Consider the following 14,701-nt stretch of genomic DNA (forward strand, 5'->3'; position numbering starts at 1 on the left):
GAGGCTGGGGGAGAGTGTGCACACGCTTCCTGCCGAGCGTAATGCGGGGCCCTGTTTTTCCGGGAAAAGGGGGTGCGTACGCTGCGCGGCATGGACGTACTCATCCACATTTTCGTCGCCCTGCACATCATCGGTATCGCGGCCCTGCTGGGTGGTTTCCTCACCCAGATGAAGGCGATGGGCAAGGGCGAGGCCCGGATCGTTCCCGGCATGCTGCACGGCGCGGCGACGATGCTGGTGACGGGCCTCGTGCTGGTCGGCCTGAACCAGGCCGACGACAACGAGGTGAACAACACCAAGATCGCCGTGAAGCTGGCCCTGCTGCTGGTCCTGAGCGTGCTGGCCTACATCAACCGCGACGAGGAGAGGCTCTCCGCCCCCGTCTTCGGCACCATCGGCCTGCTGACCACGGCGAACATCTTCATCGCCACGCTGTGGTGAGCCGGGGCCCGGGCTGGGTGTGACGCGAGGCACTGTCGCGGGTCAGCGCCCCGCCGTCGTGTCGAGGCTCCCGGTGAGTTCCCGGAAGGCGCTCGTAAGGTCCGGCTCCCGCACGGTCACCAGCTCACCGCGGGTGGGCGTCACACCCGCCACCAAGGCCTCCTCCAGTCGCAGGTCGCGCTGAGCCGCAGCCTTCTGGCACAGGTTGCGCACGAAGCGGCCGTTGCCCAGGACATCGATGCGATCCGCGACCGTGTGCAGCGAGCGGGTCAGTACGTCCTCGGCGTCTGCCGATAGCACGTCCCCGCTCTGGGAGAGGAGAACGCGGGCGATGCGTCCCAGCTCATCCGGCGTGTAGGAGGGAAATTCCACCAGGGTGGTGAATCGCGAGGTCAGACCGGGATTGACCGCCAGCAGGGAAGCCATTTCTTGCCAGTACCCGGCCAGGATCACCACGAGGCGATCCCGGTCGTCCTCAGCACGTTTGAGCAGTACCTGAAGCGCCTCGTCCCCAAACGCGTCCCCACCGTGATAACCGTCGTTGGAAAGCGAGTACGCCTCGTCGATGAACAACACTCCATCCATCGCGGAGTCAATGACGGTCGACGTCTTGAGGGCAGTACTGCCCAGATGTTGCCCGACGAGATCCGCCCGCTGCGCCTCGACGACGTGGCCACGAGCCAGCAGTCCGAGGCCCGAGAAAAACCTGCCCACGATCCGCGCCACGGTGGTCTTCCCGGTTCCGGGCGGTCCCGCGAACACGAAGTGCTGAGGCCGAGTGCTGGTTGGCAGGCCCTGCTGTTCCCGCAGAGCGGCCATGCGCAACTGGGCCACCATGGTACGGATCTGGCGCTTCACAGGCTCCAGACCGATCATGCCGTCGAGCTCAGCCAGGGCCTCGGTCAGCGCGGCGGTGCGGTCCTCGTCGTTCGGTGAGCTTGGGTCGGGAGGTTCTGGCGCCTGTGGGGCCGCCACGACATCGCTGTGCGGGGTGGGCGGGGTGACCGTGACGGGTTCGGGTCGCGTTGCGCGGGCCAGCTCGGCCACGTCGTAAAGCCCCGGCCAGCAACGGAACGCGTACTGGAAGTGTTTCAGCGCTTCCTCGTTAGAGCCCAGGCCCTGATGGGCCCGGCCACGCCAGTATGCCACCTCGGCCTCGAAGTGACCTCCGGACTCAAGCCGCTGGGGTAGTGGGGCGAGCGTGCGCAGCGCCTCATGAAAGATTTCCAGGTGGACGAGGGCCACGCCGGTGTACATGTGCGCCTCGTCCCGCAGAAAAGCGTCCTCGATGCCACCCGACAGACTGAGTACCCCTCGCCACTCCTGACGAAGATACGCGCACCGGGTGCACAGGAAACGCGTTTCGTCGCAGTCGAGGTAGGCCTGCCCGAGGCTGGCCCACGCTTCATGGGGCAGGCCGTTGTCCAACAATGCCGCGTGCTGCGCCAGCCAGAGATCGCGGCGGTTTTCCAGACGGAAGGTGACGTGTTCACCCAGGGAAAAGCGTGAGGACAACGGCATCCGGTGCCGAGTGCGAAGCGTTCCGAACATCTCCGCGTGGCGCCCCATGAAGTCCAGCGCCTCCTGCTGTCGTTCTCCCACGGCGTGCAGGCCCAGCCAGGCATCGGCGGTCGTGGGGTCGTGCCGTACCGCCGCGTCGAAGGCGGTGACCGCTGCGGCGGTGTGCCCGCGACGGAACGACTGCATGGCGTGTAGCCATGACTGTTCGGCTTTTTTCGCTGCCCGCCGTGGCGTACCGCCGCCTGGCATCGCGTCCCCTTCCTCTGCGCACTCCTCGCTCTGTCCATCAGCGAAAACGGCCAGGTGTTCGCCAACAGGGGGCCGATGTTACTCGGTGATCTCTGCCCAATCACCGTGCGCAGTGGGAGGTGGTGTTCTCATCCATGTGGGCGCTGAGGTCCCATTCCACGTGATCGCCGGAGCCGACGCATCGGAACAGGGGTGAAGGCTGTCGGTTCCGCGTGGTGAAACCGGTTGCCGGGGCGGGGTGGAGCCGATGGGATTGGTTCCATGGCCAGGGATGCGGACGTGGAACGGAATCGGCGGTACTGGGACGGGGTCGGTGCCGACGCGCACGGACCGGTGGCGCGGGAACACTGGGAGGCCGCTGAGCCCAGCTGGGGGCTGTGAGGGACGCCGGAGGCGCGGGCGGGGGTGATCCCGGCCGGCATCGCCGGGCAGCGCGTCATCGAACTGGGCTGCGGTACGGGCTACGTCTCGGCCTGGCTGGCGCGGGCCGGGGCCCGGGTGGTGGGGGTCGACGTCTCGGCGCGGCAGTTGGAGACGGCGCGGGCGCTGCGGGACGAGTTCGGCCTCGGGTTCGCGCTGGTGCAGGCGGACGCGGGGCGGGTGCCCTGCCGGGACGGCGTGTTCGACTTCGCGATCAGTGAGTACGGGGCCTCGCTGTGGTGCGATCCGCACCAGTGGATCCCGGAGGCGGCGCGGCTGCTGACGCCGGGCGGGCGGCTGGTGTTCCTGCGGCCCTCACCGTTGTTCGCGATGTGCCTGCCGGAACACGGACAGGTGAGAACGGAGTTGCTGCGTCCGCTGTTCGGGCTGCGGCGGCTGGAGTGGGAGCGGGGCGCCACCGAGTTCAACCTGCCGCACGGGGAGTTGATCGGGCTGCTGCGGGAGAACGGCTTCGAGGTGGAGAAGTTGCTGGAGCTGGCGGCGCCCGAGGGGGATCCGGGGACGCGGTGGTTCAGCGATGACAGCACGGTGGAGCCCGGGTGGGCGCGGCAGTGGCCGACCGAGGAGATCTGGAAGGTGCGCCGCGCCGTGTGACGCGCCTGGCGGCGTGCCGGGTGACGTGTCCAACGACGCCTCGTGCGACGGGAAGTCGGCGCTGGGACGGTTGGGTCCATGACACCTCCGCCTGTCTCCCGCCGCACCCTCTTGGGTGGCACGCGCCGCCGCGCAGGCCGCCCCCAGCGCCGACGCGACCCCGCCCCCGGGCCCCGCCACCGGCGAGTGGACCGAGGCCGAACTGCGCGACCGCTCCCGCGTCCTGCGCCTCGGCTTCACCGAACAGGATGCGGACGCCTGGCTCCTGGTGGCCCGCGCCGGCGCCGCGTTCTTCGCGCTGCCGCAGATCCACCCCTCCGACAGCCCGATGTCGTCGACGCGATCCACGTCATGCAGCGCATCCTGATGCAGCGCCCCGCCTACCGGCAGTACCACCAGTGGGGCGAGGAGGAGGAAGGCGGCCCCGCTAGCTGAGGTCCGCCGCCAGCAGATCCATCAGCAGCCCGTCGTGCCACTCGCCCTCCGGGCCGCGCTCGTACTGCCGCATGATGCCCACCGGCCGGAACCCGACCTTGCGGTAACAGGCGATGGCCGCCGCGTTGTCCGCCGCCGGGTCGATCACCAGCCGGTGGTGGCCGAGGTCCGTGACGAGGTGCCGGGCGAGGGTGCGTACCGCGTCGGTGCCCACCCCGCGCCCGTGCACCGCCGGATCGACATAGATGTCGATGCCCGCGTGCCGGTAGTCCGGCTCCGACTCCTCGTGCCACTGGACCGCCCCGGCCACCGCCCCCGCGTACTCGATGACCAGCACGGTGGTGCCCGGCTCGGCCAGGTCCTCGTGCACGGCCGCCACCAGGTCCTGTCCGCCGCGCCACCGCGCGTAGACCTCCGGGGTGTCCCGGATCGCGGCCAGGGCCGGGATGTCCGCGTCCGTCACCGGTCGCAGGGTCACCTGTGCCCCGCGCAGGATCGTCTCCATGCGTTCCATCGTGCCAGGCTGGCCGACATGAGCGAGGAGTTGCGCCCGAGCGCACGCATCGAGGCCGCAGGCTGGATCGGGCCCCGGCTGGGCGGGGAGTTCGGGGCGGCCAGGCGTACGGTGCCCGGCGGTTTCGCCGCCTACGCGCGGATCTTCCACCCCGCCGGTGACCACACCTGGGCCGAGGTCGCCGCCGCTACCGGGCGACGGGCGCACCCCCTCATGCAGTGGCACGCCCTCGTCGGTCTGCCGGATCCGTACTCCTCGCGCGACCCGCTGTGGGGCGGAGACCGGCCGGAGCTGGGGCTGCTGGAACCGGACACGTTCGCGCGGCTGCGCACCGTACTGGCCCGGCACACCGGCACCGCGGACGCGTGCTGGTTCGGGCTGTGGGAGGGCTACGGTGGCGTGGATATCCCGCCCGCCACACCGGCCCTGCCTCTCGTCGAACTGCCGGGCCGCGCTCACCTGCTGCTCAGCGGCGCGCTGGAGGCGGCGTGGCCGCACTGGTTCGCCGGGCAGTCGCCCAACCTCTACTGGCCCCAGGACAGGGCCTGGTGTGCGGCCTCCGAGATCGACTTCGACTCGACCCTGGTGGCGGGCAGTCCGGCGCTGATCGGCGAGTTGCTGCGCGCGCCGGGGCTGGAGGTGGCGGCCATCGGTCCGGACGACTCCCTCGCGGTCGACGCCGACCGGGTCAACGCTCCACCGGGATCCGGGGGTTCGCCGGACGCGGGCACGCGTGGCCGGTCATGGCCGAGGTGGTGGCGTAGCCGATGACCTCGTCCATCCGCTGCCGGGTGCGCAGGAGGGAGGTGATCTGTGCGTCGATGCGCTCGCGTTCGGCCGCCAGCCTCTCCAGCGTCCCCGGGTTCGCCCTGCCCTCCACCACGCACGGCAGCAGGTCGAGTACGGCCCGGCTCGACAGCCCGGCCGCGTACAGCTGCTGGATCAGGACCACCCGGTCCACCGCGCTCTCCGCGTAGTGACGCTGCCCGCTGGTGCTGCGCTCGGAGGACAGCAGGTGCTGCTCCTCGTAGTAGCGCAGCGCCCGGACGCTCACCCCGGTCCGCTTCGCCAGTTCGCCGATCCGCACGGCTCTCGCCCGCCTCTCCCAGCCCGCCCGGGTGACCCCGGTCACAGAACTTGCCTCTGACGTCAACGTCAGGTTTTAGCGTAGCGGAGCAGTCAGCCAAACCCTTCTCTACGCCAAGGACAAGCTTGTGACCAGCATGTTCGACAGCTACCAGCTCGGTGGCCTCCGGCTCCCCAACCGCATCGTGATGGCCCCGATGACCCGGGCGCGCGCCACCGCGGACGGTCTGACGACGCCCGCCATCGCCACCTACTACGCGCAGCGCGCCACCGCCGGGCTGATCGTCAGTGAAGGCGTCGCCCCCAACGAACGCGGCCAGTCCAACGTCAAGGCGCCCGGCCTGTACACCGACGAGCAGGTCGCCGCCTGGCGCCCGGTCACCGACGCCGTGCACACCAACGGCGGCCGGATCTTCGCCCAGATCATGCACGGCGGGCGGGTCGGCCACGAGGCGGTCCAGGGCCACCAGCCGGTCGGGCCCTCCGCCATCGCCCTGGACGGCCAGGTGTACGCGGGCACCGCGCTCGGCTTCCAGCCGGCGCCGGTGCCGTACGCCCTGTCCACCCGGGAGGCGGCGGCCGAGGCGCGGGTCTACGGGGAGGCCGCCCGGCGCGCCGTGGAGGCCGGCTTCGACGGCGTGGAGCTGCACGGCGCCAACGGTTACCTCATCCAGCAGTTCCTGTCCTCCGGCGCGAACCACCGCACCGACGTGTACGGCGGCTCGATCACCGGCCGGATCCGGTTCGCCGTCGAGGCGGTGGAGGCGGCGGCCGACGCCATCGGTGCCGGCCGGGTGGGGCTGCGGATCTCGCCCGGCGGCACTGCCTGGGACACCGTGGAGGAGGACGTCCCGCAGCTGTACGGCGCGCTGACCGAGGCGCTCGCGCCGCTCGGGCTCGCCTACCTGCACACCCTGGTCACCACCGACGACGACACCCTCATCGGGCTGCGCAAGGCGTGGCCCGGCACCTTCCTCGTCAACCCCTCCGAGCAGATCGGGCCGGTCGAGGCCACCCGGGAGGGCGGCGAGGAGTGGCTGGCCAAGGGCGCCGATCTGATCAGTTACGGGCGCAAGTACCTGGCCAACCCCGACCTGGTCGAACGTTTCCGCACCGGCGCCCCGCTGGCCCCCACCCCCGAGCACATGACCTTCTACCAGGACGACACCGCGTTCATCAGCTACCCCAGCGCGCAGTACGCGTAGGCGGGTTGTCCCGGCCGGGCGACCTCCGGGACATCGCGGACGTCAGGGGATGAGCGTGTCCCCGCAGCGCACGGCGTCGGCGATCCAGGCGTAGGGGAAGGAGCCGTGGTCCTCCTCGGCGGTGGTCCCGTTGATCGCGGCCACCAGGGCCACGTACCGGCCGTGGGTGGTGTCGTAGACGGGGCCCGTGGAAGCGGCATCCTCGTCGGCGACCTGGCGCAGGATGTCGGGCACCCGCTCGTACGCGCTCGCCAGCCGGTCCCGTACCTCGGGGGTGAGCGGGGTGTCCGAGAGCGCGGTGGCCGCTTCCAGGAAGCGGGTGACGGCCTCCTGGACCCATGGGGAGCGGGGGGACTGACCGGCACGGTGTGCTGCGAGGAGCTCTTCCATGACCGCGGCTCCGTCCCCGTGCACGAAGTCCTGGAACGGCTCGGTCGTGATGGCGCGGGTCTCCGGCGCGCTGTAGGTGTCTTCGAGGTAGGCGCGGACCGATGCGCGGAACGCCGGTTTCCGCACCAGGTCGGCGAGCTCGATCCAGGCCTCCAGCTGGGCGGGCGTGGGATCGGCGGGCAGCACGGGGCGCATCGCCCGCAGCCAGTCCACGAAGCTTGCGGGGACGTCCAGATCCCGGCCGGCGTCGTTCCAGAAGTCGTCGATGACCTCCTCGCGTTCCTCGTCGGTCATCGAGACGAGCCTGCGCATCAGGTCGGCCTGGGCGGTGGTGGCGCCCTGGGTGATCAGGGCCCGGAGCACGGCCCGTCTGGCGCTCAGGGTGCGTGCCTGGCCCTCGACGATCTCCAAGTGGGTGGTGAGCAGCTCGTGCAGGGTCGTGCCGCCGTCGAGCAGACGGCGGATCTCGTGGAGTTCGGTGTCCAGTTCGCGCAGCGTGCGCACGAGTTCCAGCCGGGCGATGGCGTCGATGTCGTACATACGCTGGCCGGCGCCGTTCAGGTGGGTGGGCTCGACGAGGCCGGTGTCGGCGTAGAACCGGACGGCGCTCACGCTCAGACCGCTGCGGCGCGCGGCATCGCCGATGAGATACAGCTCGTGTTCGTTCACGCCGCCACTGTCGTACCTCAAGCCGCTTGAGGCGCAACCCGGCCATCGCCGCTGACCTGTCCGACCCGCGCCGTGCGGACGAGCAGCACGAACGCCCCGGCGAGCAACCGCGCCCCGGCCACCCAGCGCGCAATGGGCGGGCGTGGCCTGATCCGGCGGGCCCGCCGAAATTCGCTCGCGGCCGGGCCGGGTGAGCCGCTACACCTGGCGGACGTGATCGAAGTCGAAGGACTGGTCAAGGAGTTCCGCCGTCCACGACGCGTCGAGGGGCCGCTGGGCGGGCTGCGGACGCTGCTCACCCGGCAGTACGTCACCACCCGCGCCGTGGACGGCGTGTCCTTCGCCCTGGCCGAGGGCGAGTTCGTCGGCTACCTCGGCCCGAACGGGGCCGGCAAGTCGACCACCATCAAGATGATGACGGGCATCCTGCGCCCCACCGCCGGAACGGTGCGGGTGGGCGGCACCGTCCCCTGGCAGGACCGGGAACGGCACGCCCGCACCATCGGCGTCGTCTTCGGTCAGCGCACCCAGCTGTGGTGGGACCTGCCGCTGCGCGACTCGCTCGATCTCATCGGCCGGCTGTACGGGGTGGACCGGGCCCGGCACCGTGCCGTGCTCGCCCGGTTCACCGAACTGCTGGGCCTCGGCCCGTTCCTGGACACCCCGGTCCGGCAGCTCTCCCTCGGCCAGCGCATGCGCGGTGATCTGGCCGCCGCCATGCTGCCCGAGCCGCGCGTGCTCTTCCTCGACGAACCCACCATCGGCCTGGACGTGGTGGCCAGGGAACGCATCCGCGCCTTCCTCGCCACCCGCAACCGCGAGGACGGCACGACCATCGTCCTCACCACCCACGACCTGGACGACGTGGAACGGCTGTGCCGGCGCATCGTCCTCATCGACGGGGGCCGGGTGCTGTACGACGGCGACGTCGCGCGCCTCACCCGGCAGTACGCCGTGGGACGCCGGCTGGTCGTCCAGTTGGGCGAGGGAACACGGTGGCACGGCGTCACGCTGCCCGGGATCGTCCGGGAGGACGGCGAGGCCGGCGAGGCCGGCGAGGCCGGCGGGGGCGGCGGAACGGAGGCCGAACCCGGGCGCGTCACGCTGCGCTTCGACCCCGCCCGTACCCCGGCCGCCGAGGTCATCGCTGCGGTACTCGCCCGGCACGAGGTCACCGACCTCTCCCTTCCGGCGCCCGGCCTGGAGGGCGTCGTCCACCGGATATACGCCGCCCGCGAGGCGGACCCGTGCTGACGCGGCGGCAGAAGTTCGCCGCCTGCCGCGCCATGGCCCACCTGCATCTGCGCGGCCAGCTGATGTACCGCGGCGACTTCCTGCTGCGCATGCTCGGCCTGCTGATCCAGGTGGCCCTGCTCGCTCTCGTCTGGCGCGCGATCTACCCCGAGGGGGAGGCCGTCTCCCTGGAGACCCAGCTCGCGTACGTCACCTACGCCGCCGTGCAGAACTGGGCGTTCACCCCGCCGGGGCTCGCTCCCAGCGCGATCCCGCAGCGGGTGCGCGAGGGCAGTGTGGTCTTCGATCTGGCGCGGCCCCTCGGCTTCCCGGCCCAGATGCTCTCCGCCCAGGCCGGGGTCACCGCGGCCCTGTTGCCCCTCGCGCTGCTCGCCCTGCCCTTCGCCATCCTCGTCGGCGGCGCGCAGGCGCCCGCCTCGGCCGCGGCCGTCCTGGCGTCCGTGGTCAGCCTGGCGCCCGCGCTGCTCAACGCGCTGCTGCTGGCGGTGCTCGTCTCGATGGTCTGCTTCTGGACCCTGGAGATGACCGGGATCTTCATGATCCACCGGGTGGTGGCACAGTTCTTCGCGGGCGCGCTGGTGCCGCTGTGGCTGATGCCGCCCTGGCTGGCGGGGCTGGCCCACGTGCTGCCGTTCCAGACCATCACCTACACGCCGATCGCCCTCTATCTGGGCCGGATCGAGGGGACGGGCCCGGTACTGGGAGCGCTGGCCGTGCAGATGGGCTGGACGGTGGCGCTGTGGCTGCTGCTGCGGTGGGTGTGGGCGCGCGCCCATCGCCGGGTCGTCGTGCAGGGCGGGTGAGCACGCCGTGACCTTCGTCCGTACGTATCTGCTGCTCGCCGGGGCCGCCTACCGGGCGCAGCTCCAGTACCGGAGCAATCTGCTGCTCACCCTCGCGGGCGGCGTCGCGTACCAGGGCACGGGGCTGCTCTTCCTGTGGGTCATCACCTCACGGTTCGGGGATCTCGGCGGCTGGAGCATGGCCGAGATCGCCTTTCTGTACGGCATGCGGGTCACTTCCCACGGGCTGCTGGTCGTTCCCACCAGTCAGCTGCACCATCTCGATGTGGCTATTCGCACGGGAGAGTTCGACCGTTATCTGGTGCGTCCGGCCGGGGTGCTCACTCAACTGCTGTGCCGCCAGGTTCATCTGCCGACCCTCGGTGACCTGGCCACCGGCATCACCGTCCTGGTGCTGGCGGCCGGACCGGCGGGCTTCTCACCCACCCCCTCCGCGCTGCTCTACCTCGTCCTGGCCCTGGTCGGCGGTGCGATGGTGGAGGGCGCGCTGCAACTCGCCTGCGCCTCCTTCTCCTTCCGGATGCTCTCCAACCTGGCGCTGCGCGGCCTGATCGACGACCTCATGAACACTTTCGGCGGCTACCCGCTGAAGGCGTTCCCGGACGCGGCCCGGCTGGCGCTGACCTACCTGGTGCCGGTGGCGTTCGTGGCCTATCTGCCGGCCGGGGTGCTGCTGGACCGGGCGGACGGTCTGCACGTCACCGCGTGGCTGGCGTACGGGGCGCCGCTGGCCGGGCCCCTGCTGTACGCGGCGGCGTACGCGCTGTGGCGCGCGCAGCTGCGGCACTACTCCGGCTCGGGCACGTGAGCTCACGCGTGCGCATGTGCGCACCTGGGGCTCCTAGAATGCCGGGTGAGGGAAGGGGGCGAGGTCATGGCAGATGCGCACGGCTCGCAGGAGCGCGGCGGTGGTGGGGCCGGTGGCGGCGAGCGGCTGGATGTCGCGGTGTCCGTCCTGGCGCTGCTCGCGGACCGCACGCGGCTGGGCCTGATGGAACGGCTCGGCCGGGGAGAGGCCGATGTCACCACCCTCACCGAGGCCACCGGGGCGGCCCGTACATCGGTGAGCCAGCATCTGGCGAAGCTGCGGCTGGCCGGTCTGGTGGTCACCCGCAAGGAGGGGCGGCGGGTGGTGTACGCGCTGGGGCACGGGCATCTGCGCCGCCTGGTGGACGAGGCGCTGAACGTCGCCGATCACCAGATCGGGGCGCTGCCGCCGCACGAGTAGGTCGTCACGTGCATACGTGTGCACATATTGTCTATGCTGGCCGGGTCGTTCCGCGCTGACCGGAAGAGGCCCGCCGTGCCGAGTGTGCTGCGCCATCGCACGTACCGCCGTCTGTTCACCGCCCAGGTCGTCGCCCTCGCCGGCACCGGCCTCGCCACCGTCGCGCTGTCGCTGCTGGCGTACGACCTCGCCGGACGGAACGCCTCGGCCGTCCTCGGCACCGCGCTCGCGATCAAGATGGTCGCCTACGTCGTGATCGCCCCGGTCGCCGGTGCGCTCGCCGGGCGGATACCGCGCCGGGCCCTGCTGGCCGCCATGGACCTCATCCGGGCCGGGGTCGCCCTCGCGCTGCCGTTCGTGACGCAGATCTGGCAGATCTACGTCATGGTCGTGCTGCTCCAGGCAGCCTCCGCCGTCTTCACCCCGGTCTTCCAGGCCACCCTCCCCCAGGTGCTGCCCAGGGAGGAGGACTACACCCGGGCGCTGTCCCTGTCCCGCCTCGCCCAGGACCTGGAGACCCTCCTCAGCCCGGCGCTCGCGGCGGCGCTGCTCACCGTCATCTCCTACGACTGGCTGTTCGCGGGCACCACGGCCGGGTTCCTCGCCTCCGCCGCCCTCGTCCTGTCCACGGTGCTGCCCAAACCGGTACCGGTGGAACGCACCGGCGGGACGGTGGCGTTCGGCGGGCGGCTGTTCCGGCGTACCCCGCGCCTGCGGGCGTTGCTCGCCCTCGACCTCGCGGTGGCCTCGGCCGGGGCGATCGTCTACGTCAACACCGTGGTCATCGTCCGCGCCCACTTCCAGCACCCGGCCGGCGCGGTGTCGCTGGCGCTCGGCGCGTACGGGGCCGGGTCCATGGCCGTCGCACTGGCGCTGCCCCGGGTCCTGGCCACCCGGGGCGACCGTCCGGTCATGCTGACCGCCGCGTTCACCCTGCCCCCGGCCCTCGCCGCCGTCGCAGCACTAACCGCCGCCGCCCCCGCCACCCCGACCTGGGCGGCGATGCTCGCGGCGTGGGCGCTGATCGGGGCGGCGTCCTCCGCCGTCCTGACCCCGGGCGGCCGGGTACTGCGGCGCTCCGCCGCCGAAGCGGACCTGCCGGCCGCCTACGCAACCCGGTTCTCGCTCTCGCACGGCTGCTGGCTGCTGACGTACCCGCTCGCCGGATGGCTGGCGGCGGGCGCCGGAATCCCCGTCACGGCGATGGTGCTCGGGGCCCTGTCCCTGGCCGCCGCCCTCACGGCCACGGCCGCCTGGCCGGCCCGCGACCCCGCCCGGATCGCCCACGTCCATCCCGACCTGCCGCCCGGCCACCCCCACCTGTCCACCGGCGGCCGGCGCCACACCCACCACTACGTGATCGACACGCACCACCCGGCCTGGCCCTGACCGCCGGCTATCCGACCCGGGCGGTTCGGACGAGCAGCAGCACGAACGCCCCGGCGAGCACGGCGAGCCACAAACACAGCGTGGCCGCACCCTTCACATAAACCAGCCGCCCGCAGCCGGCGCACCGCCGGCCCTCCGCGCACCTCACCAGCCCCCGATGCCGGCACGGCGCCGTGATCACGACGCCCCCCGCGCCCGGTCGATCTCCTGCAACCGCGCCGGCCGCAGATCGGCGGCGGTGGCCCGCCAGTGGACATCGGGATCGTCGAGCGCCCGCAGGTCCAGCGGCAGCCCGCACGTGGCGGCGAACATCACCTCGCCCACCCGGTTCTGCCGGTCACTCCACAACGCCATCCCCGGCAGCACGGCCGGACGCAGCGCCCCGGCGAGCAACTGCGACCCGACGCGGCGCGCGACGGCCACGCGCATCCCCAGGATGTTGATGACCGGCGGCGCGGACCCGACCTTCACCTCCTGCACGGCGGCGGGCGGAACGTCCAGCAACGCCAGCAGATCCCGCAACTGCCGCACCACCCGCTCCCCGTCGCGGCTCACCGCCCGCCCCTCCGCACCAGCGCGGCGAGCGCGCCCGCCACCTCGGGCGTGCAGCGCCCGAGTTCCACCAGGGGCCGTACGGACGACCCGCTGAAGGTGTGCAGGTCGACGTCCAGCGAGGGCAGCACCACCCCTCGTGCGCCGAGCGCGTCCCGGAGATCGTCAACAGCACGCTGCGCGGCCTGCCGTGACGCTGTGAGATCAGCCGTGGTCATGGTGCCTGTGGTGACCGGATCCGCTGCCATGAACGATGACCCTTTCGTGGGGGGTTGAGCCGGACGGGTATCAGCCTCCCGTCGAGACACCTACCGTGACCAGGGAATCGCTGTCGGGAGTCGGCAATCGACGACGAGGGAGTGGGCAGTTCCATGGCGTCGAGGAAGCCGTTCTCAGGTCATCAGGGCAAACCGTCGGCGAGCAGGATGCTGGCGGAGGAGCAGGCGCGACTGCGCGCGGAGCGGGGGTGGTCCTATCGCGAGCTGAGCCAGAAGGTGCGGTTCGACCACACGTACCTGCACGAGATGGAGACGGGCAAGACACTCGGCAGCTCGGAGGTGATCCGGGCGCTGGACGAGGTCTACGGCACGGGGCCGCACCTGTCGCAGCTGCGGGAGCTGGCCCGGGACAGTGCGTTCCGGGACAAGTATCAGCGCTATATGCAGCTGGAGGCGAAGGCCACCGTGATGCATCAGTACTCGGTATGCGTCGTTCCGGGCCTGCTCCAGACTGAGGCGTACGCCCGCGAGCTGCTGCGTGCGGGTGAGCCGTTGGGCGGCGATGTTGAGGAGCAGGTGTCCGCGAGAATGGGGCGACAGGACAGGCTGTTGGGGGACGGCTCCACAGACTTCCGTGCCATTCTCGACGAGGCCGTATTGCGTCGAGTGCTGAATGACAAGCGACATTGGCGTGGCCAGTTGGAGCACCTGGTGCGGACCGCAGGGCGTCCCAACGTCACCGTCCAGGTGCTCCCCTTCGCTGTTGGGTTCCACGGACTCACCAACACGGACACGATGCTGATGTGGATGCCCAACGGTCGTCCCGTCGGCTACGTCGAGACCGGATACTTCGGTGAACTGACCGAGGAAGCATCTTCAGTTGAGCGTCTGCGGCTGGCATACGATCGGCTCAGGGACCTAGCGTTGTCGCCACCGGAGTCCGTGGCGTTTCTTGAGCAGCTGATGGAGGAAATTCCATGCGATCTTCCCGAATCGACTTGAGCAGCACCACTGTGTGGCGTGGGTCCAGCTACAGCAATCAGGATGGCGGTAACTGCGTCGAGGTGGCGGACGGATGGCCCGGGGTGCTCCCGGTCCGTGACAGCAAGGACCCCAGCGGTCCGGTTCTCCGCTTCGGTCACGCCGAATGGGCGGTGTTCGTGGCCCAGGTTCAGGCCGGGCGGCTGTGACCGCATGGCCTCCGGTGCTGTCGGAGGCCACAACCGGTGGCATGGCGACAGCGCAGCGAATCCACCAGAGCGGCGGCGCCGCATGGCGCAGGTCCAGCTACAGCAATCAGGACGGCGGCGACTGCGTCGAGGTAGCGGACGGTTGCCCCGGTGTGCTTCCCGTTCGGGACAGCAAGAATCCCAGCGGGCCTGTCCTCCGCTTTGGTCACGCCGAATGGGCGTCGTTCGTGGCTCGGATTCGCGCCGGTCGGTTGTGACGTCGTGGCTTCCCGCGCTGCTGGCGTCCACAATCGGTGGGATGTCGACACCACAGCGCATTGATGAACACGATGCCACCGCGTGGCGGCGGTCCAGCCACAGCAATCAGGACGGCGGTCAGTGCCTTGAGGTGGCCGATGGCCACCCGGGCGTCCTGCCGGTCCGGGACAGCAAGTGGCCCGGCGGGCCCATCGTCCGCTTCGCTTCCGCCCCGTGGTCGGCCTTTGTGGCCGCGTTGCGGGGCGGGCGGCTCTGAGTTCGACG

The 14,701-nt window shown here is 71.0% G+C and carries 20 protein-coding genes; 14 read left to right on the plus strand and 6 right to left on the minus strand.

Annotation, left to right across the window (positions count from 1 at the left end; genetic code table 11):
• The first annotated feature begins 90 nt into the window (after positions 1-90).
• On the plus strand, positions 91-441 hold the full coding sequence (locus SXIM_RS16600) for a hypothetical protein (protein ID WP_046725717.1): 351 nt from the start codon (positions 91-93) through the stop codon (positions 439-441).
• 42 nt (positions 442-483) lie between these two features.
• Here the strand turns inward: SXIM_RS16600 and SXIM_RS16605 are convergent, their stop codons facing one another.
• Positions 484-2,148 carry an AAA family ATPase gene (locus tag SXIM_RS16605; protein ID WP_046724551.1) on the minus strand — a complete coding sequence of 555 codons (1,665 nt, stop codon included), beginning with the start codon at positions 2,146-2,148 and terminating at the stop codon, positions 484-486.
• 468 nt (positions 2,149-2,616) lie between these two features.
• Here SXIM_RS16605 and SXIM_RS16610 point away from each other — a divergent pair, with 468 nt between their 5' ends.
• Together SXIM_RS16610 and SXIM_RS16615 are read left to right on the plus strand one after the other, a co-directional pair.
• Positions 2,617-3,246 carry a class I SAM-dependent methyltransferase gene (locus SXIM_RS16610; RefSeq protein ID WP_246156893.1) on the plus strand — a complete coding sequence of 210 codons (630 nt, stop codon included), beginning with the start codon at positions 2,617-2,619 and terminating at the stop codon, positions 3,244-3,246.
• Positions 3,247-3,361: 115 nt separating this feature from the next.
• Positions 3,362-3,613, plus strand: a complete 252-nt coding sequence (locus tag SXIM_RS16615; RefSeq protein ID WP_046724553.1) for a hypothetical protein — start codon at positions 3,362-3,364, stop codon at positions 3,611-3,613.
• Between the two features lie 60 nt (positions 3,614-3,673).
• Here SXIM_RS16615 and SXIM_RS16620 read toward each other — a convergent pair whose 3' ends face one another.
• Positions 3,674-4,186: a GNAT family N-acetyltransferase gene (locus SXIM_RS16620; RefSeq protein WP_030729057.1), complete on the minus strand. Its 513-nt coding sequence runs from the start codon at positions 4,184-4,186 to the stop codon at positions 3,674-3,676.
• A gap of 27 nt (positions 4,187-4,213) precedes the next feature.
• On the opposite strand from SXIM_RS16620, the gene SXIM_RS16625 reads away from it, so the two are divergent.
• Complete coding sequence (locus tag SXIM_RS16625) at positions 4,214-4,966, plus strand: hypothetical protein (protein ID WP_174864324.1); 753 nt, start codon at positions 4,214-4,216, stop codon at positions 4,964-4,966.
• On the opposite strand, the gene SXIM_RS16630 is transcribed toward SXIM_RS16625, so the two are convergent.
• Positions 4,884-5,282 carry a MerR family transcriptional regulator gene (locus SXIM_RS16630; RefSeq protein WP_030729055.1) on the minus strand — a complete coding sequence of 133 codons (399 nt, stop codon included), beginning with the start codon at positions 5,280-5,282 and terminating at the stop codon, positions 4,884-4,886. The genes SXIM_RS16625 and SXIM_RS16630 overlap by 83 nt on opposite strands.
• Before the next feature lie 127 nt (positions 5,283-5,409).
• Here SXIM_RS16630 and SXIM_RS16635 point away from each other — a divergent pair, with 127 nt between their 5' ends.
• On the plus strand, positions 5,410-6,486 hold the full coding sequence (locus SXIM_RS16635; protein WP_046724554.1) for an alkene reductase: 1,077 nt from the start codon (positions 5,410-5,412) through the stop codon (positions 6,484-6,486).
• 42 nt (positions 6,487-6,528) lie between these two features.
• Here SXIM_RS16635 and SXIM_RS16640 read toward each other — a convergent pair whose 3' ends face one another.
• Positions 6,529-7,545 carry a helix-turn-helix domain-containing protein gene (locus SXIM_RS16640; protein WP_046724556.1) on the minus strand — a complete coding sequence of 339 codons (1,017 nt, stop codon included), beginning with the start codon at positions 7,543-7,545 and terminating at the stop codon, positions 6,529-6,531.
• 213 nt (positions 7,546-7,758) lie between these two features.
• Here SXIM_RS16640 and SXIM_RS16645 point away from each other — a divergent pair, with 213 nt between their 5' ends.
• From SXIM_RS16645 to SXIM_RS16665, 5 genes are all read left to right on the plus strand, one after another.
• Positions 7,759-8,799: an ABC transporter ATP-binding protein gene (locus tag SXIM_RS16645; protein WP_046724558.1), complete on the plus strand. Its 1,041-nt coding sequence runs from the start codon at positions 7,759-7,761 to the stop codon at positions 8,797-8,799.
• Positions 8,793-9,602 carry an ABC transporter permease gene (locus SXIM_RS16650; RefSeq protein ID WP_246156894.1) on the plus strand — a complete coding sequence of 270 codons (810 nt, stop codon included), beginning with the start codon at positions 8,793-8,795 and terminating at the stop codon, positions 9,600-9,602. The genes SXIM_RS16645 and SXIM_RS16650 overlap by 7 nt, the downstream gene beginning before the upstream one ends.
• A 7-nt stretch (positions 9,603-9,609) precedes the next feature.
• A complete protein-coding gene (locus tag SXIM_RS16655; RefSeq protein ID WP_046724560.1) occupies positions 9,610-10,410 on the plus strand; it encodes an ABC transporter permease in 801 nt (266 codons plus the stop codon).
• Between the two features lie 66 nt (positions 10,411-10,476).
• On the plus strand, positions 10,477-10,830 hold the full coding sequence (locus tag SXIM_RS16660) for an ArsR/SmtB family transcription factor (RefSeq protein WP_046724562.1): 354 nt from the start codon (positions 10,477-10,479) through the stop codon (positions 10,828-10,830).
• A 75-nt stretch (positions 10,831-10,905) separates the two neighbouring features.
• A complete protein-coding gene (locus tag SXIM_RS16665; RefSeq protein WP_046724564.1) occupies positions 10,906-12,219 on the plus strand; it encodes an MFS transporter in 1,314 nt (437 codons plus the stop codon).
• A 177-nt stretch (positions 12,220-12,396) separates the two neighbouring features.
• On the opposite strand, the gene SXIM_RS16670 is transcribed toward SXIM_RS16665, so the two are convergent.
• Together SXIM_RS16670 and SXIM_RS16675 are read right to left on the minus strand one after the other, a co-directional pair.
• Positions 12,397-12,774 carry a hypothetical protein gene (locus SXIM_RS16670; protein ID WP_053116224.1) on the minus strand — a complete coding sequence of 126 codons (378 nt, stop codon included), beginning with the start codon at positions 12,772-12,774 and terminating at the stop codon, positions 12,397-12,399.
• On the minus strand, positions 12,771-12,989 hold the full coding sequence (locus SXIM_RS16675; protein ID WP_046725720.1) for a hypothetical protein: 219 nt from the start codon (positions 12,987-12,989) through the stop codon (positions 12,771-12,773). Before SXIM_RS16675 ends, SXIM_RS16670 begins: the two co-directional genes overlap by 4 nt.
• Before the next feature lie 153 nt (positions 12,990-13,142).
• Here SXIM_RS16675 and SXIM_RS16680 point away from each other — a divergent pair, with 153 nt between their 5' ends.
• From SXIM_RS16680 to SXIM_RS16695, 4 genes are read left to right on the plus strand one after another with little or no spacing between them, the layout of a single operon-like run.
• Positions 13,143-13,991: a helix-turn-helix domain-containing protein gene (locus SXIM_RS16680; RefSeq protein ID WP_046724568.1), complete on the plus strand. Its 849-nt coding sequence runs from the start codon at positions 13,143-13,145 to the stop codon at positions 13,989-13,991.
• Positions 13,967-14,179, plus strand: a complete 213-nt coding sequence (locus SXIM_RS16685; protein WP_078846950.1) for a DUF397 domain-containing protein — start codon at positions 13,967-13,969, stop codon at positions 14,177-14,179. The genes SXIM_RS16680 and SXIM_RS16685 overlap by 25 nt, the downstream gene beginning before the upstream one ends.
• Positions 14,180-14,220: 41 nt before the next feature.
• Positions 14,221-14,436, plus strand: coding sequence for a DUF397 domain-containing protein (locus tag SXIM_RS16690; RefSeq protein WP_078847096.1), 216 nt, complete (start codon positions 14,221-14,223; stop codon positions 14,434-14,436).
• A gap of 41 nt (positions 14,437-14,477) precedes the next feature.
• Complete coding sequence (locus tag SXIM_RS16695) at positions 14,478-14,693, plus strand: DUF397 domain-containing protein (protein ID WP_046725722.1); 216 nt, start codon at positions 14,478-14,480, stop codon at positions 14,691-14,693.
• The last annotated feature ends 8 nt before the right edge of the window (positions 14,694-14,701 follow it).

Source organism: Streptomyces xiamenensis (genome assembly GCF_000993785.3).
Taxonomy (GTDB): Bacteria; Actinomycetota; Actinomycetes; order Streptomycetales; family Streptomycetaceae; genus Streptomyces; species Streptomyces xiamenensis.